The organism is Stenotrophomonas sp. CASM110 (assembly GCF_049384345.1).
Classification (GTDB): Bacteria; Pseudomonadota; Gammaproteobacteria; order Xanthomonadales; family Xanthomonadaceae; genus Stenotrophomonas; species Stenotrophomonas muris.
Window position 1 is genome coordinate 117597 of the sequence record NZ_JBMRGI010000011.1, and the last position, 17023, is coordinate 134619.

Below are 17023 nucleotides of genomic sequence, written 5' to 3' on the forward strand. Positions count from 1 at the left end.
GCATCTGAACTGTGATGATCGGCACGCAAATTCACCTGCCGAAACCGTTCACCATGGCGCAGACTTCGCTCGCAGTACCGCATATCCACAGTTCCTGATCCCCTGTCCAGGAGTGCTGTATGTCCCGTGCCGTCCCGCGCGCAGTGCGTATGCGCCGCCTCACTGTTTCCGTACTGCAGGCTTTGGCTGTTCCCTCCGTCATGCTGTTGACCGCCAGCGCCGCCTGGGCCGGCTGTGACAGCGTCGCCCCCGTCGCCGGCCAGACGGTCACCTGCGATGCCAATGCGCCGAACCCGCAGACCGTTCCCGTCACCGCCAATGGCGCCGCCGGCATCACCGTCACTGTCGCCAGCACGGCGCAGCTGCAGCAAAGCGGTGGCAGCAGCGCGATTTCGCTTGTCGGGGCCGGTGGGCACCTGTTGTCCAACCTGGGCACGATCAGTTCGGTGGGCGGCGTGGCGGTCCAGCTCGGTGGCGGCAGCCGCGTCGAGAACTCGGGCAGCATCAGCACCGGCAACAACACCGCCCTGCAGTTCGTCGGCGCGGGCGACAGCGTGCTGGTCAACCGCGGAACGATCAGCGGGCGCACCGGCGTGCAGTTCGGTGCCGGCAATGATCGCCTGGACATGCAGGCTGGCAGCATCAGCGGCAGTGTGCTGCAGGGTGATGGCAATGATGCGCTGCTGCTGGACAACGGTACGATCGACAGCGTCGACCAGGGCAGTGGCGATGACCAGATGACCGTCACCGGCGGCACCGTCACCGGCGTGGTGGCGCAGGGCAGTGGCCGCGATGATTTCGTCATGAGTGGCGGCACGGTCGGCGCGCTGCAGCAGGGCGACAACATCGATACCTTCCGCATGAGCGGTGGCCGCGTCATCGGTGCGTTCGAGGATGGTGACCAGGCGTGGATGACCGCTGGCCGCATCGGCCGGGTCAACATGAAGCTGGACAAGAACCTGTGGGACCAGTCCGGCGGCACCGTGGACGGCAACGTGGTGACCGGCTTCGATACCGACACCATCATCATCTCGGGTACCGCCTACATCGGCGGCAACATCAGCGTCAGCGGCGGCAACGACAGCGTGACCATCACCGACGGCACCGTGCGCGGGCAGGTACTGCTCAGTACTGGCAACGACACCTTCAACTGGAATGGCGGCGGCATCGTCTACGGCGCGATCGACATGGGGCCGGACAACGACGTCGCCAACCTCGGCAACCTCAACCAGGGCAACCTGGGGGCGGTGCCGCTGTTCGACGGTGGCGGTGGCATCGACCAGCTCAACTTCCACAACGTCAAGACTGCCGGCGTGGGCCGCTTCCAGAACTGGGAGGCGATCAGCTTGGCTAACAGCACCGAGCTGACCTTTGATGGCGACCTGGTGCTGGGCGACAGCGAAACCGGCACCGGCACGCTCACCGTGGACGACACCAGCACCGTCTACGCGGGCAGTGGCGGCCATGCAGTCCGTCCGTTCAACAGTGGTGCACTGGTGGAGATGATCAATGCCGGGCGCATCGACCTGACCGGCACCGGCGCAGGCGACGTGTTCACCGTGCGTGGCAACTACCGTGGTGACGGCGGTGGCCTGTACCTGCGTACCGTGCTGGGTGCGGACAATTCCAGCAGCGACCGCCTGGTGATCGATGGCGGAACCGCCACCGGTACCACCGGCATCGGCGTGCTCAATGCCGGCGGCAGCGGCGCCGCCACGCTGGCCGATGGCATCCTGGTGGTGCAGGCCTTGAATGGTGGCCGCACTGCGCCGGGCGCGTTCTCGCTGTTCGCACCGGTTGCAGCCGGTGCCTACGAGTACTTCCTGTTCAAGGGTGGTGTCAGCGCCGGCACCAGCGAGAACTGGTACCTGCGATCGACGCTGGTGACCGGACCAACGCCGGCACCCAACGGCGGCGGCACTGCCACGCCACCGCCCCTGACGCCGCCGGTCGCACCGCCGCCGGCGATCACCCCGGCACCGCCGCCGCCGCCTGAAGGCGCTACCGATCCGAACCTGACCGCCGGCGAGGCCGCGCCGCCACCGCCGCCACCGGAACCGGCGCCGGTGGCGCCGCCCAGCGACCCGGCGGTGCCGGACGTGCCGGTGGCCGGCGGTGCGTTGCCCGGTACCGGCACCCCACCAACGCCGGGTGCACGCCCGGCCGAAGGCGCGGTGGTGCCGCTGTACCGCGTGGAGACCGCCGCCTACGCCGTGGTGCCACCGCTGCTGCGCGAGACCTCGCTGGCCAGCCTCGGTACCTTCCACGAGCGGCAGGGCGAACAGCGCCTGCTGTACAACCAGGGCACAGTCCGCACCGCCTGGGGCCGGTTGGTGGGGCAGAGCAGCGAGATCCACTGGAAGGGTGATGCGCAGCCGGGCTTCGATGGCGATGTGATGGGCCTGCAGGCCGGTCTCGACGTGTGGGCCGCGGCGTCTGACAACCACCGCAACCAGATCGGCGTATTCGTTGGCCGCACCCGCGCGCAGGGCAAGACCACGGGTCTAGCACTGGGCTGGGAGAACGTGCAGGTAGGCCAGAACCGCCTGGATGACAAGCACGTGGGCCTGTACTGGACCTTCACCGACAGCAGTGGCGGCTACATCGACGCCGTGGCGATGCAGAGCCGCTACGACGGCCGCGTGCGTTCCTCGCGTGGGCTCGGCTTCGGCCTGAGCGGCGACGGTACCAGCGTGTCGGTGGAGGCGGGCAAGCCGCTGCTGCACTTCGGGCAGTCCGCATGGTGGCTGGAACCGCAGGTGCAGGTGATCTGGCAGCGCACTTCGCTGGATGACCGTCGCGATGAAGTATCGAGCGTGCGCTTCGACAACGACAACGCCTGGACCGGCCGCATCGGCCTGCGCCTGGCGGGCGATTACCAGTTGGCCGACAACGGCTGGCAGCCGTATTTCAAGCTCAATTACTGGCATGGCCGTTCTGGTGAAGACCGCATCCGTTTCGACGACGACGTGATCGTCAATTCGCAGCGCTCACGCGCGCTGGAAGCCGGCGTGGGTGTGGTCGGGCGTTTCAACCGAACGATCAGCGCCTATGCCGTGGCCGACTACACGCGTGAACTGGGCGGCGACCGCAACGAGAAGCGCCGCGTCATCGAAGGCAACATCGGCCTGCGTGCGGACTGGTGACAACCGCAACCTTGGGTAGGTGCCGACCTTGGTCGGCACGAGTCCCACCGACGCCACGACGCTGCTCTGGTAGGTGCCGACCTTGGTCGGCACGAATCCCACCGACGCCATGACGCCGCTCTGGCAGGTGCCGACCTTGGTCGGCACGAATCCCGCCGGCGCCATGACGTAGCTCTGGTAGGTGCCGACCTTGGTCGGCACGAATCCCACCGACGCCATGACGTAGCTCTGGCAGGTGCCGACCTTGGTCGGCACGAATCCCACCGGCGCCATGACGTTGCTCAGGTAGGTGCCGACCTTGGTCGGCACGAATCCCACCGGCGCCATGACGTTGCTCAGGTAGGTGCCGACCTTGGTCGGCACGAATCCCACCGGCGCCATGACGCCGCTCTGGTAGGTGCCGACCTTGGTCGGCACGAATCCCACCGGCGCCATGACACTGCTCTGGTAGGTGCCGACCTTGGTCGGCACGAATCCCACCGGCGCCATGACGCCGCTCTGGTAGGTGCCGACCTTGGTCGGCACGAATCCCACCGACGCCATGACGCCGCTCTGGTAGGTGCCGACCTTGGTCGGCACGAATCCCACCGGCGCCATGACCTCCGCGCAGCCGACCATAGGCTCGGCTCTACAACAGCGGTGCGCACGCATCCGGTTCCACCAACGCCCCGGCATGATCGGCCAGCACCACCACCGCATGCAGCAACCCTTCCTCCACCTGTGGCGGACACTGCGCCTGCGCATCATCCATCTCGCGTGCCGACTGCGCCGCCAACAAGATGCCCCCACACGCAGACACCGCCGCCAGGCAGCGCGTCGCCTCGGCCAGGCCCCGGCCGCGCGCCTCGCTGAGTTGCCGTTCGCGCCACGCCTGGCCGTCGGCCGCGTGGCTGTGAGCGATGCCGCGCAACCGCGCGAAGAATGCGGAGGGCGGCGCCTGTTCGTTGGCTTCGGCGAGTGCATCTTCCAACGCTTCGGCGACGGCAGTGGACAGCTGCAGGCCGGGCAGTGCAGCGCCGAGCAGGGCCTGCAGGCGTGGATAGGTGGGGCGGGGCGTGTTCATGGCGGCAACCTCACGAGGCGAGGCCACCTGCGGGATGCAAGGTGGCGGGCGGTGCGGGTTGGCGTGCCGGTGAAGCTCTTCACGAGGAATGACGCCGGCGGATCCGGGGATCCCCTCGCACCGCCCGCCGCAGAACGACGGACGGTGCATTGTTCGGGCCGGCAACGACGTTGCAAGCCTGCTCGCGAAAAACTTCATTCAGGACGCCAATCCCGACCAGCGCAGGAGGCGCCGGCAAAGCCACCTTGGCGCGTTGTACGGCGCGATGACATGGGCAAAGTTGTAATGTTGTGATCGCAGTGAGCGTGTCTGCCTGCAATCTGCGGAGGAGGCAAATACGACAGTTCGCGCGTGGCGCAAGCGATCATGCCCCGGTTATGCTGCGGTCCTGATTCAACGACAAGGAAGCGTCGCATGCAGGTTCGCAAGGGAGTGCGTCGCATCGGCGCGCTGATGCTCGTGTTGCTGGCGACCGTCGCCATGGCCGATACGCCAGGCGCGGTCGAGGTGCCCTCGCCGGAGGCCCAGGCCGAGATCCTCAACCTGCTTGAACGCCAGGCGCTGTATCGCGACCGGGTGGACTGGCCCGCCATCCGCATCCGCCTGCAATCGGCGCAGGGGGATCCCGCGCAACGGCTGGCCGTTCTGCGCGAAGCCATTGCGCTCAGCACCGGCCACCATGGTGCGTGGACCACGACCCAGCGTCAGCGCGAATCCCTCGCGCGTGCGCAGCAGGCCGGTGCCGCCGCCGTGGACCGGGCCAAGGCCGCTGATGCGGTGGATGCGCGCATCGGCTGGGTGGTCATCGAGGGCTATGCCTCCTCGCCGGGCGCGACGCCGCAGGAAAAATTCCGCCAGGACATCCAGCGTGCCGCGCGATGGCAGCAGGTCATCCGCAGCAAGGACGACGGCGCGCGCTGTGGCTGGATCGTCGACCTGCGGGACAACGGTGGCGGCTCCATGTGGCCGATGCTGCTGGGCATGGCCCCGCTGTTGCGCACCTCGGTGGTGAACAACGAGGACGTCGGCGCGTTCGAAACCGCGCAAGGGCCGCAGCGCTGGACGTTGACGGCGACTGCGGTGCAGCTGGCGGGCAGGCCGCTGCTGGACTTCGGCCAGTCCGGCCATGTAGTGCGGCAGCCTGGCGCACCGGTGGCGGTGCTGTTCGGGCCCCGCACCGGCAGTTCGGGCGAGGCCTCGGTGCTGGCGTGGCGTGGCCGCCCGCAGGCGCGGAGTTTCGGCCAGCCGACCGCGGGTGTCTCCACCGGCAATGTCGTGCACACCCTTGCCGATGGAAGTCGCCTGCTGCTGACCACCAGCGTGATGCGGGACCGCAATGATCGTGGCGATGGCTTGAAGATCGAACCCGACCAGCGCGTCGAGGGTGATGCCGCCACTGTGGCCGCCGCCCAGGCCTGGCTGCTGGCCCAGCCCGCCTGCCAGGGCAACCGGACATGATCCTGATCGGCCAACAGGAACGGGTGCTGATCGTCGGCCCCACCGAAGCGCACCACTGCCTGCGCTGCCAGACGGAAACCGAGTTCGCCCCGCAGCTGCGCTACAAGATGGCGCGCATCGACCTGCTGTTCGGCTTCACCTACCAGCGCCGCTACGAGCTGGCCTGCACCCGGTGCGGGCACGGCTGGGTGCTGGATACCGAGACCATGGACCAGCAGCTTGGCGGGGTGCCGATCCCGTGGCGGCACCGCTTCGGCCTGCCGTTGATGCTGGTAGGGGTCGCCGCGCTGGCGGTGGCCGGTTGGATGTGGCGGAACCTGTATTCCTCCTAGGGAGAGGGCGGGCCGACATAGCCTCAGCAGGCCGTTCCAGCGGGCGCTAGCCTCGGGTGGGCCAAGCAATCCACGCTGGCCTAGCCCATGCGGATCGCTGTTCGGGTCTGCTCTTGGGTTTGCTCTTGTTGAGCGACCTGATGGGCCTGCGAAATCTGCTCGACCTTGGCGAGCGACTGCTCTACAGGTGTATTGACGGCCTCGCTGACCGCAATCGATGCCAGCAGGTGCGCCGGATTGTCGAGCGCTCCCTGCACGACGAACATGCGAGGGCCTGAACCATCGCTGGGAGCGTTGCCCAAGACAACATGATCGACGCGTTCCAGGCCGCTGCGCTTGGCCGTTGCAACCAGGCCGGCCGTCACACGCTCACTGGTTTCATCGAAGCTGCGCCCGTGCCTGGCATCCACGGCCGATACACCGTCGCGAATCTGCCGGTAGAGCGCATGGTCGGGGTGGCCTTCCTTTCTGGGATCCAGGCCTGCCTTGTCCAAGGTTGACTCGATGCTCTCCTGCAATGAGCTCTTGGGAGTGAAGCCTGGGTTGCTCAGAGAGGGCGAGCCCATTTCGGTTGCCTCTTGGAGCAAACGCTCCCCTGGTTTCAATGCGTTTTCTGCGCGCTGCACGGCTTCGGCTTCGCGACGGGCGTATGCTCCGGCTTCCTCGGTGCCGCGAAGGTAATTGACCCCGTCGCGCAGGAGTCCAGGGCCACCACCGACAAGTACGGTTGCTCCCAGGCGCAACTGGTGGATGTCTTTGCGATACTCCGCTATCCGGCGCAGGTCCTCGGCATCTGTGATCCGCGCCTCGGGGGCGTCCAGCACGGACTGCACTGGACCCTTGTCCGTCATACGGTCAATGAAGTGAACCATTCGATGGGAATCACCCAACTGGACCGCAATCGCAGCGGACATGACATGGCCGCTTTTCATCCCAAGCGATCCGAGCGAGGCGATGCGCTGGCCCTGCTCGGCATCGCGCAGGACTCCCAGTTCCTTGGGGAGTGCGTACATCTCAACCTTGCCGTAATGAGGACCGGCCGCACTAACCAGGTCGCCCGCCATCACATGGCTGGTGAAGGGCGCCGCACTGGCCGGCTGGCCTTCAGGCAGGCGATACGCCAGCCCGGCAGCGCCGTAGGGATTGAAGGCGTCGCCAGGGAGGTTGTAGTGGTGGGCAGTGATCTGCGCGAGTGCGCCGCCTAGGGAGTGTCCAGTGACGTACACCGGACCATATCCGTTGTCCTCAGCTTGCTTGATTGCCTGCTTGGTCAGTACGAGCGCATCATCAATCTGTGCGTTGACTCTGGCGCTGACCATCGCTGCGTCGACGCCGCCATCAAGTATGGCCTGGCGATCAAACTCGGTGCCTCGATGGGCGATGATGATCTCGTTGGTCTTGATGTTCCGGTACACAACGCCTTGATAGCCGCTGACTGCGTCACGTCGCCCTAGAACTTCGAAGTCTTCACCATCAACGCGCAGCGATTCCTTATCGCCTGGAGCTGGATGTGACGGTGGGGAGTAGGCTGCATTGGCCAGGGCTGCATTGGTTAGAGGTCTCATGGGACGATTCCTTTCGAAGGAGACGATATCTCTATGGGAAAGTACTTCTGCTTCTCGATATCAGACAATCTGTCGTAGCTATACTGGGACTGCGTTCGCACCCATCCCGGCGTCGAACTCTTTGTTTGCAGGGTCATCTGACTGTCTGCGTACGAAATCGACGTGAGTAGTTTCTTCAGTTCGAGATGGTGGACGGCAACTGATATGAAGCCTTCGCGTCCCTCGGAAATGACTGGGAATGAAGCCCGAATGATGCTGGGTTTCCATTCGCATGGCCCGCGCCCGTAATAGTCAGCGACTGCCATGCCGTCCTCGAACACGGTGCTGCTGAACTCGGTTGCACTGACACGTTGTACTGGGAACTCTACTGACTGCCGTTGGGGGGCGTACTGCACACCCTCGTAGTTGCTGATCGGTGGGAGGCAGCGCGGATCTATCTCGTAGGAGACGAAAACCTTCGGGAGAGCAAGCTCCACAGGTGCATCGTGGACCCGAATCACAATCGGTAGCGCATCCTTGGGTGCAGGATTCTCGCGATAGACCGGGTATGAGCGTTCCTTGTTGCATCCAGAAACGGCCAGTGTGATCAAGGCGATCAACACAACGTGAGTGAGGTGGGGGCAGGGTTTCAGCATGAGCGGTCCATGTCGCTGATCGAGGTACTACGGGGGGGGCGCATCTTCAGGGTTACTACGGGGCACGGTTCTCTGCGCGTGAGGATGCCGGCAGGATTGCCCTGAACCTTGATCGGCTGGACAGGAGGGATGGCCGAGGAAGACGGCGCGATGTACCGCGTTACGGGGCACATGCGACAGGTTGCGCCGCTCGTGCTGCCAGCTTCCTTGGCCTCCATCCATGCATGCCTGTGGCGCGAGGCCTTGCGAGGTAGCGTTCATCGGCGTTCCATTGCTCTACGTCATCCGACTATACGACCCGCTCCAGTCGTGCTCAAAGCTGTTGGTCATGCCAGTCTCAACGTCCTTTCAGGATTGAGTGGAGCGGCGCCGGCACACGGTCACAAGCGAATTGGACACATTGACGATTTCGTCAGACTGTCGAAGCAGGTCTTAACAATTCCCCCGTCGAGCGGTTCAGGTGGGGTAGCAGGGTTCGTAGCATCTGCGGCCGGCCGTATCCTGCCCGCCATGCTTTCCTCCCAAAGCCATCAAGACTTCCGGACGGCCCCGAATCTCTATGGCGGGGCCCAGGCCGGAGAGCGCTGGGCGCTTTGGTACATCGGCCACTGACGCCCCGCGAGTCCCTGCCGATGCGCTGCGGTGCTTCACCCCCGGCCTGCTAAAGTTGCAGCCTGCAACCACGTACCGGAACCGACCATGGACCACGACACCCCGTTCGAACCCCTCAACGATCTCGAGGTGCGCCTGCTGCAGGCCCAGGACGGCACGCTGACTGCAGCGCAGTTCCTCGACGGCCTGCTGACCTCGACGGCGTTCGTGCTGCTGGACAAGGCCATTGGTGAGGATGGCGCCTGGGACGAAAGCATCTCGCCGCTGGTGCTGACCAGCGAGAGCGGTGAGCCGATGTTCGCGGTGTTCACTGCCCCCGAGCGCGCGGGCCTGTGGCACGAGCAGCTGCCGCAGTTTGCCCATGCCATGCCGATCGCGGTGCACGCGCTGCTGGCCGGTATCGGCGACGGCGTCGGCCTGGTGCTGAACCCGGGCCTGGACGTGGGCATGGAGATGATTCCCGATGCCGTGGCCCAGCTGAAGCAGCGTGCGGCGGCGATTACCCGTGGGATGGCGCACTGAAGCCAGTGATATAGGGGTGCCGGCCAGCGGCCGGCACTACCCATGGGAGTCGGTGCGCGGCCGCCACGGCGGTTGCGGATCAGCGGGCGGCGGCGATGGCTTTCACCCGCGCCTTGGCCAGCGCTTCGCCGATGGCCGGGCCCTTCAGATGCGTGGTATCCAGATCCCGCGCCTGCACTGACAGCGCCGCTTGGTGCAGGCGCTTGAGCGTTTCGCCCTGGGGGTAGTCGGCGTCCTCGAAGCCGAGCCGGCCGCGCTTGTCGGCCTCGCAGCACAGTGCGATGCGGGCCACGCGTTCCGGCCGGCGCAGCGCATCACAGCGGCCCAGCAGTTCCAGCACGGTGGCATCGCGCAGTTCGTCGATGCGGTGCACGTTCAAGTGCTCGCGACACACCGCTTCGGCCAGCTGCTGGTGTTCGGCGGGAATCTTCAACCGCGCACACAGTGCCTTCAAGGGCTTGATGCCGCGCTGCTCGTGCATGATGTGGCGCGGCCACTCCTCCGGCGGGGTCAGGCCCTTGCCCAGGTCATGGGTAAGCGCGGCAAAGCCGACCAGGTCATCGCCCGGCGCCAGTTTCGCGGCGGTGTCGCTGACCATTTCCTGATGGATGCCGGTATCGACCTCGGGGTGGAACTCAGCACGTTGCGGCACGCCATACAGCGCCTCCAGCTCGGGCAGGATCGGGCCCAGTGCCTGCGCATCGTGCAGCGTGCGCAGGAAGGCGGAGGGCCGTTCACTGACCAGCGCCTTGCGCAGCTCCTGCCAGACGCGCTCGGGCACCAGCGCGTCCAGCTCGCCGCTGGCGGCGACCTCGCGCATCAGCGCCATGGTCTCTTCGGCGACGGTGAAGCCCAGCGGTGCGAAGCGCGCCATGAACCGGGCCGCGCGCAGCACGCGCAATGGATCTTCCACGAACGCGGGGCCGACATGGCGCAGCACGCGTTGCTCGATATCGCGCACACCGCCGTAGGGATCGACCAGCGTGCCGGTGTCTTCGTCGCAGGCAATCGCGTTGATGGTGAAGTCGCGGCGCTGCAGGTCTTCTTCCAGCGTCACTGCCGGGTCGGCATCGACCACGAAGCCGCGGTAGCCACGGCCGGATTTGCGCTCGGTGCGCGCCAGCGCGTATTCCTCAGCGGTTTTCGGGTGCAGGAACACCGGGAAATCGCGGCCGACGGCGGTGAAGCCCTGCGCTTCCATCTGCGCGGGCGTGGCGCCGACCACCACCCAGTCATGGTCGCCGGCAGGTCGCTGCAGCAGGCGGTCACGCACGGCGCCGCCGACAAGATAGATCTTCATGGCTGGAATCATCGCATGCCCGGCGCAGACGCACCGGTAGTGCCGGCCGCTGGCCGGCAACCGCAGTCACCCCGAAGCTGCCGGCCAGCGGCCGGCACTACCGATACAGCGTCCAGCCCGATCCAGGCCAGCAGGCTCATCGTTTCCCTCCCCAGCGAGTGGATGCCGGGGAATGCCGGCCAGCGGCCGGCAGTACTGTGTTGCGATCAATCGCCGCCCTGGTCGGCGTTGGCGGCGCAGCTGAAGCGCTTGCGCTTGTCCACCAGGCGGCCCATCAGGCGATCGCTCAGCGGCAGCGCATCACCATTGAGGCGCCAGTCGTAGATCACGCTGAAGGCCAGCACGCGGGCCACGTACTCGCGGGTTTCCTTGTAGCTGATGGTCTCGATCCACAGGTCCGGATCAAAGCCCGGGCGCTGGCTCTGCCAGCGTGCGGTCGGGGTCGGGCCGGCGTTGTACGCGGCGATGGTCACGTAGGGCAGGCCGTCGTACTTGTTCATCAACTGGCGCAGGTAGGCGGTGCCGATGGCGATGTTGGTGTCCGGGTCGTACAGGCTGTCGGCGCCGCCGTAGCCGGTCAGGCCGATCGACTTGGCCACGCCGGCACCGGTGGCTGGCAGCACCTGCATCAGGCCCATGGCGTTGGCAGGCGAGCGCGCACGCGGGGTGAAGGTGCTCTCGGCGCGGATCTCCGCCGCCACCCAGGCCGGGTCGATTGCGTTGCGTGCCGATTCGCGGCGGATGGTGGCGTCGTGGTGCAGCGGGAAGCGCAGGTCGTACAGGCGCTGCTCCTGCGGCTGCTTGCCGAGCGCGAACACGGCGCGGTCGAACCAGCCGTTGTCCTGCGCCACGCGCACGGCGAGGCGACGCTGGGTGTCATCGAAGCGCGACAGTGCACTGTTCCATTCGGCTACGGCCCAGCCAGCGCGATCGATCTGGTACAACGCCATTGCGCGCTGGATGGCCGGGTCGCGCGCGATCACCGCCTGAGCCTGCGCGCTGTCGTTGGGCTGCCACGGGCACAGCGTGTAGCCCTGCTGCAGCTTGTCGGCGGCGAGGAAGCCGTGGAAGGTCGATGCACGCGCGGCCTCGCGGAACAGCGGCTGCGCCTGCTGGGCCTGGCCGGTCTTCTCCAGCATGCGGCCTTCGAAGTAGCGCCAGCGCGGGTCGCTGCGCTGCTTGCTGCCCATCTTGCGGATGGCGGTCAGCGCCGCGGTCCAGTCGCCGCGGGACATCGCTTCGCGCACGCGCCACTCGTGCAGGCGTTCGTCATAGGCCGACTCCGGCACCGCGTTGAGGCGGCGTGCCGAATCGGGCAGGTAGGACGCCACCGTCCACAGCGCGATCTGGTACAGCACCTGGCCCTGCTGGGCGGCACTCAGCCCCAGTGCCTGCGCGTACTGCGGCAGCTGCTGTTCGGTGGCGGCCGGGTCGGCCTTGGCCAGCTTGGCCAGGCCATCGGTGGCGATGCGCCGGCTGCGCTCGTTGCGGGGCCAGTTCAGGGCGCTGGCGTTGGGCTTGTCGACGAAGGCGGCGTAAGTGTTGGCCAGTGCCAGGTCAGTGGCAGGCAGGCCGCGGGCCGCGCTGCGCATCACGGCGGGCTGCTGCGCGTCGGCGGCAGCATCGATCCGTTCCCAGCGCAGGGCGTCGCTCAGGCCGCCTTGTGCCTGCAGCACGGTGAACACCGCATCGCAGCTGTCCGGCAGCGGCTTGCCGTTCTTGCGCCACAGCTCCTGTGCTTCGCTGATCCACTGCGGATCGGCCTTGCCGGTCACCTGGCGCGCGGTCAGCTGCGCACAGCGCAGGCCGGCGTTGTCGGTGGGCGCCCAGTTGGCCAGCAGGGTCGGCCAGTCCTGGCGGCGGGCGAGCGAGGGCAGCCACACGCTGCGGAACGTGCTGGCCACGGCCTGGCCCTCATAGCGCTTGAGGAAGGCCTGTGCCTGCGCGGTATCGACGGTGTCGATGTTGCGGCGCAGGTTGGCGTACTCCAGCCAGCCATACGCCGGATGGCGGCTGAGCGCAGCGGCCTGGCCAGGATCGAACTGGCCGCGTTCGGCGGCCGCGATCGCGGCTTTCAACTGGGCGTTCTGGGCATCGAGGGACTGGGCATTGGCGCAGCCGATCAGCAGCGTGGTGGCCAAGGGCAGCAGGGACAGGGCGGTCGAAGAGCGTCGGGTCATGGCATGCAGCATAGCGGGCAGTGGCTGAATTCAGTTTCGCATTGCGTGCACGCAATGCGTGGGCAACGATAGCTGAATGACTCCGCACAGGCCCCTGCCGCAGGCGGGCGCAGGCGTCGTAACGTCGGCCTTGGGCGAACGGCCCGGCTGCAGGGAGCGGCACATGGCGTTCAGTAGCGCAGGAAGAAGCGGCCCGCTGGCGGACATCAATGTCACGCCACTGGTGGATGTGATGCTGGTGCTGTTGATCATCTTCATCGTAACCGCGCCGATCGTGGCCCGGCCGATTCCCGTGCAGTTGCCACAGGCCACCGATCGCACGATCGATCGCCCCGAACCGCCGCCGCCGATCGAGCTGCGACTGGATGCGTCGAACCAGCTGAGCTGGGATGGCCAGCCGATGGCGATCGGCGATCTGCAGGGGCGCCTGCAGGCGCAGGCCGGCGAGCATGCCGGCAACCTGCCGGAGCTGCGCATCGCCACCGATCCGGCGGCCGAGTACGAAGGCATGGCGCGGATATTGGCTGCGGCCGAAGCCACTGGCATGGAGCGCATTGCCTTCGTGCGGTGAGTTTCGTGCGGTGAGTCCGGCAACGGGCGGCCTGCCATCGGCAGGCCGCTCTTCCTGCGAGGGAACGTGGCATGCGATACGGGATACAGCACGCGGCCTCACTGATGGCCGCCCCCAATCTGGCACCGCTGGTGGATGTGTTGCTGGTGTTGCTGGCGCTGGTGATCACCGCGCTGCCGATGGCGCAGGCGACCGGCCTCCTGGCGCTCCAGCAGCGCACCTCGTGCCCACCCTGGCCGGCGTCCTCACCCCAGCCGATCCACCTGCGCATCGACGCGGCGGGGGCGATGTTCTGGAATGGCCAGCCGCTCGACGCTGTCGCGTTGCAGCGGCACCTGGTGCAGGCGCAGCAGATGCCGCAGCAGCATCGCCCCTGGGTGCACCTGGCGACCGCCGACGACACCGACTACGAAGACATGGCACGCGTGCTGCTGGCCGTGAGCCAGCATGGGCTGCGCGTCGACGCGCCCGGTCACTAGCGCCTGCACCGACAAGTCCCCTTGATGAGTTGTGGCGGATCTCGGCGCGCGCTGACGCAGCCGGCATCAAAGTGGAGGGCGGTGAACAGTACCGTCCGGTTCTAAACGGTCCTGATCTGACGTAAATGGCTGTCAATTGCGTCAATTCCGCGTGAAAGAGTGTCGATCATCACGCCGTGATTTTTACCGCTTGTTTACAAAGGAGACGCTGCCGCCATGCAGGGGGGAGCGCGGCAGTCCATGTCCCGACATTCCTTTGGAGAGAGAGCGAATGAAGCACCTGCACCACCGCCCGTTGGCGGTTGCCGTCACGCTGTGCGTGATGGCCTTGGCACCCCTGGGTGCCGCTGCACAATCCACCACCAACCTCGACGCGGTGGAAGTCACCGGTACCCGCATCAAGCGCGCTGAAGTAGAGGGCCAGGTCCCGATCCAGACCCTGACCCGTGGCGACATCGAACGCACCGGCCTGACCTCGATCGGCGAAGTGCTGCAGCAGCTCACCGGTTCCGGCTCTGCGCTCAACGCCAAGTTCAACTCGTCCGGCAACTTCGGTTTCCCGCCCGATGGCAGTGGCGTGGGTGCCGGCTCGGCGCAGGTCGATCTGCGCCACCTGGGTGCCAAGCGCGTGCTGGTGCTGGTCGACGGCATCCGCTGGGTCAATGAATCGTCGGCGTCCGGTGTGGGCTCGGCCACCGACCTCAACACCATTCCGCTGGCCATCGTCGAGCGCATCGAGGTGCTGGAGGACGGTGCTTCGTCGCTGTACGGCTCCGATGCCATCGCCGGCGTGGTCAACATCATCACCCGCCGCGATTTCGATGGTGGGCAGGTGACGCTGAACTACGGCGAGTACAGCAAGGGGGACGGCACGCAGAAGGGCGTGGACCTGGCCTGGGGCAAGAGTGGCGATCGCTTCAGCCTGTTCCTGGGCGCCAGCTGGACCAAGCAGGACCCGGTATTCGCCAAGGATCGCGAGCAGTCGCGCTTCCCCATTCCCGGTACCGGCCTGGCGTTCGGCAGCGGTGGTATTCCGCAGGGCCGTTTCATGTTCACCGACCCGAACACCGGTGCGGTGCAGAACATCGTGCCCAATACCGGCGTGAGCAATCCGCGGTACGACGGCAGTGCCGGCTGCAGCCGCACGGATGACTATCACTGCTTCACCACCGCCGACCGCTTCAACTTCGCCGAATACAACATGGTGCTTACGCCGTCGGAGCGCAAAGGCCTGTTCGGCCAGTTCCGCTTTGACATCACCGACAACGTGCAGTGGTACATCAAGGCGCTGGGCAACCGCCGCGAGTCGACCAACCAGGCCGGCCCCGAGCCGCTGTTCTTCGGCCCCGATGGCGCCACCGGCAATCCGTTGGCCGACAACATCGTGGTCTCGCGCCTGAACCCGTACAACCCGTTCGGCTTCGATCTCGTCTCCGGCGACAACATGAGCCTGATCGGTCGTCGCCCGGTGGAGGGCGGTGCGCGCGTGTTCAAGCAGAAAGTGGACACCACCTACTTCGCCACCGGCCTGGTCGGTGACTTCCATGCCGCCGACCGCAGCTGGTACTGGGACGTCAACGGCATGTACAGCAAGAACAAGGCCGAGCAGACCAACTACGGCAGCTATGACATCTACAAGGTGAACATGGCGCTGGGCGATCCCGCGGTGTGCGCGGCCACGCCTGGCTGCGTGCCGTTGAACATCTTCGGTGGCGCCGGTTCGATCACCCCGGACATGCTGAAGTGGATCCAGCCGGTGGTGCGCGACCGCAGCCAGAACGAACTGAGCCTGTTCACCGCCAACCTGTCCAGCGAGCTGTTCTCGCTGCCGGCCGGTCCGGTGTCCTTCGCCACCGGCTTCGAGTACCGCAAGTACAAGGGCGCCTACCAGCCCGATCCGCTGACGGTGATCGGCCACTACAACGGCGTGCCGTCGCAACCGACCTCCGGTTCCTACGACGTCAACGAGGCCTACCTGGAGTTGAGCGTGCCGATCTTCGCCGACTCCTCGTTCGGCAAGAAGCTGGACCTGAGCCTGGCCGGCCGCTATTCGGACTACTCCACCTTCGGCGGCGAGTTCACGCCCAAGTACGGCCTGCGCTGGCAGGTGACCGATGACTTCGTGCTGCGCACCACGTACGCCGAGGGCTTCCGCGCACCGTCCATCGGTGAGCTGTACGGCTCTGCCGCACGTGCCGACCTGCAGCTGTTCGATCCGTGCTCGGTGGGCCTGGGCGGCACGCCGCCGCGTGGCAGCGCGGCCAACTGTGCTGCACTGGGCGTCCCGGCCGGCTTCCAGCAGGCCAACTCGCAGATCTCGGTGACCACCGGCGGCAACCGCGAGCTGGACCCGGAACGCTCGCGCAGCTTCAGCGCGGGCTTCGTGTGGAGCCCGTGGTTCGGCAACAACGCCTCGTGGTCGGAGCGCTTCGATGTGGAAGTCACTTTCTACCGCCATGCCATCGATGGTGCGATCCAGGCCATCAACGCGCAGACCCAGCTGGACCTGTGCGTGGATACACTGGACCCGATCTACTGCAACGGCATCACCCGTGCCAGCACCGGTGCGGTCAGCAGCTTCAACAACCGCCTGACCAACCTGGGTTCGATCAAGACCGACGGTTGGGACGTGGATCTGTTCTGGACGCTGCCGCAGACCTCCATCGGCCAGTTCAAGCTGGGGTGGAAGAACACCTTCGTCGGCCGTTACGAGGCCACTGGCGCGGCCGGGCAGAAGCAGCCGCAGAAGCCGGGCGTGGAAGTGGCCGACAGCTCGATCCCGGAGTGGACCAGCAATGCCAGCCTCGGCTGGACGATGGATCGCTGGAGTGCCAACTGGACGGTGCGCCACATCTCCGAGCTGACCGAGAACTGCGGCGATGCGGCGGCCTTCCCGGTGTGCAGCAACCAGGCTGCGGGCACCAACACGCTGTCGGCCACCACCTTCCACGACATGCAGGTGGGCTACAAGATCGACTGGATGAAGGGGCTGCAGCTGACCGCGGGCCTGAACAACGTGTTCGACAAGGATCCGCCGATCTGCCTGTCGTGCTCGTTGAACGGCTACGACGCTTCGACCTACGACATCCCGCGTGGCCGTTACTGGTACCTGCGCGCGGACCTGCGCTTCTGATGTGACGGTGGCAGCGCCGGTCAGTTC

Annotated in this window: 12 protein-coding genes; 7 read left to right on the forward strand and 5 right to left on the reverse strand. The window is 66.4% G+C overall.

Annotated elements, in window-relative coordinates:
* Window positions 1-119 precede the first annotated feature (119 nt).
* Complete coding sequence (locus VG561_RS11910; protein WP_423179615.1) at window positions 120-3146, forward strand: autotransporter outer membrane beta-barrel domain-containing protein; 3027 nt, start codon at window positions 120-122, stop codon at window positions 3144-3146.
* Window positions 3147-3774: 628 nt separating this feature from the next.
* On the opposite strand, the gene VG561_RS11915 is transcribed toward VG561_RS11910, so the two are convergent.
* Window positions 3775-4209, reverse strand: a complete 435-nt coding sequence (locus VG561_RS11915; RefSeq protein WP_262093043.1) for a hypothetical protein — start codon at window positions 4207-4209, stop codon at window positions 3775-3777.
* 414 nt (window positions 4210-4623) lie between these two features.
* Here VG561_RS11915 and VG561_RS11920 point away from each other — a divergent pair, with 414 nt between their 5' ends.
* Window positions 4624-5667, forward strand: coding sequence for a S41 family peptidase (locus VG561_RS11920; RefSeq protein WP_134809294.1), 1044 nt, complete (start codon window positions 4624-4626; stop codon window positions 5665-5667).
* On the forward strand, window positions 5664-5999 hold the full coding sequence (locus VG561_RS11925) for a hypothetical protein (RefSeq protein WP_014038488.1): 336 nt from the start codon (window positions 5664-5666) through the stop codon (window positions 5997-5999). The genes VG561_RS11920 and VG561_RS11925 overlap by 4 nt, the downstream gene beginning before the upstream one ends.
* Before the next feature lie 80 nt (window positions 6000-6079).
* On the opposite strand, the gene VG561_RS11930 is transcribed toward VG561_RS11925, so the two are convergent.
* Both VG561_RS11930 and VG561_RS11935 read right to left on the reverse strand, forming a co-directional pair.
* Entirely contained in the window at window positions 6080-7564 is a 1485-nt protein-coding gene (locus VG561_RS11930) for an XVIPCD domain-containing protein (protein ID WP_262093045.1), read from the reverse strand.
* Entirely contained in the window at window positions 7561-8199 is a 639-nt protein-coding gene (locus VG561_RS11935) for a hypothetical protein (RefSeq protein ID WP_241887109.1), read from the reverse strand. The genes VG561_RS11930 and VG561_RS11935 overlap by 4 nt, the downstream gene beginning before the upstream one ends.
* Window positions 8200-8898: 699 nt before the next feature.
* On the opposite strand from VG561_RS11935, the gene VG561_RS11940 reads away from it, so the two are divergent.
* Window positions 8899-9333: an SseB family protein gene (locus VG561_RS11940; RefSeq protein ID WP_005419309.1), complete on the forward strand. Its 435-nt coding sequence runs from the start codon at window positions 8899-8901 to the stop codon at window positions 9331-9333.
* Window positions 9334-9412: 79 nt separating this feature from the next.
* Here the strand turns inward: VG561_RS11940 and VG561_RS11945 are convergent, their stop codons facing one another.
* Together VG561_RS11945 and VG561_RS11950 are read right to left on the reverse strand one after the other, a co-directional pair.
* The gene (locus VG561_RS11945; protein ID WP_053495110.1) at window positions 9413-10633 is read right to left on the reverse strand and encodes a multifunctional CCA addition/repair protein; all 1221 of its coding nucleotides are present in this window, start codon (window positions 10631-10633) and stop codon (window positions 9413-9415) included.
* A 206-nt stretch (window positions 10634-10839) separates the two neighbouring features.
* Window positions 10840-12825, reverse strand: coding sequence for a transglycosylase SLT domain-containing protein (locus VG561_RS11950; RefSeq protein WP_126411364.1), 1986 nt, complete (start codon window positions 12823-12825; stop codon window positions 10840-10842).
* A 151-nt stretch (window positions 12826-12976) separates the two neighbouring features.
* Here VG561_RS11950 and VG561_RS11955 point away from each other — a divergent pair, with 151 nt between their 5' ends.
* From VG561_RS11955 to VG561_RS11965, 3 genes are all read left to right on the forward strand, one after another.
* The gene (locus tag VG561_RS11955; protein ID WP_014648410.1) at window positions 12977-13384 is read left to right on the forward strand and encodes an ExbD/TolR family protein; all 408 of its coding nucleotides are present in this window, start codon (window positions 12977-12979) and stop codon (window positions 13382-13384) included.
* Between the two features lie 104 nt (window positions 13385-13488).
* Window positions 13489-13863, forward strand: a complete 375-nt coding sequence (locus tag VG561_RS11960; protein ID WP_014648409.1) for an ExbD/TolR family protein — start codon at window positions 13489-13491, stop codon at window positions 13861-13863.
* A 271-nt stretch (window positions 13864-14134) separates the two neighbouring features.
* Window positions 14135-16996: a TonB-dependent receptor plug domain-containing protein gene (locus tag VG561_RS11965; protein WP_032957323.1), complete on the forward strand. Its 2862-nt coding sequence runs from the start codon at window positions 14135-14137 to the stop codon at window positions 16994-16996.
* Window positions 16997-17023 lie beyond the last annotated feature (27 nt).

Bases quoted from the DNA above. Each gene is read 5' to 3' on its own strand.
- VG561_RS11910 (WP_423179615.1), top strand. From the start codon at position 120: ATGTCCCGTGCCGTCCCGCGCGCAGTGCGTATGCGCCGCCTCACTGTT.
- VG561_RS11915 (WP_262093043.1), bottom strand. From the start codon at position 4,209: ATGAACACGCCCCGCCCCACCTATCCACGCCTGCAGGCCCTGCTCGGC.
- VG561_RS11920 (WP_134809294.1), top strand. From the start codon at position 4,624: ATGCAGGTTCGCAAGGGAGTGCGTCGCATCGGCGCGCTGATGCTCGTG.
- VG561_RS11925 (WP_014038488.1), top strand. From the start codon at position 5,664: ATGATCCTGATCGGCCAACAGGAACGGGTGCTGATCGTCGGCCCCACC.
- VG561_RS11930 (WP_262093045.1), bottom strand. From the start codon at position 7,564: ATGAGACCTCTAACCAATGCAGCCCTGGCCAATGCAGCCTACTCCCCA.
- VG561_RS11935 (WP_241887109.1), bottom strand. From the start codon at position 8,199: ATGCTGAAACCCTGCCCCCACCTCACTCACGTTGTGTTGATCGCCTTG.
- VG561_RS11940 (WP_005419309.1), top strand. From the start codon at position 8,899: ATGGACCACGACACCCCGTTCGAACCCCTCAACGATCTCGAGGTGCGC.
- VG561_RS11945 (WP_053495110.1), bottom strand. From the start codon at position 10,633: ATGAAGATCTATCTTGTCGGCGGCGCCGTGCGTGACCGCCTGCTGCAG.
- VG561_RS11950 (WP_126411364.1), bottom strand. From the start codon at position 12,825: ATGCTGCATGCCATGACCCGACGCTCTTCGACCGCCCTGTCCCTGCTG.
- VG561_RS11955 (WP_014648410.1), top strand. From the start codon at position 12,977: ATGGCGTTCAGTAGCGCAGGAAGAAGCGGCCCGCTGGCGGACATCAAT.
- VG561_RS11960 (WP_014648409.1), top strand. From the start codon at position 13,489: ATGGCCGCCCCCAATCTGGCACCGCTGGTGGATGTGTTGCTGGTGTTG.
- VG561_RS11965 (WP_032957323.1), top strand. From the start codon at position 14,135: ATGAAGCACCTGCACCACCGCCCGTTGGCGGTTGCCGTCACGCTGTGC.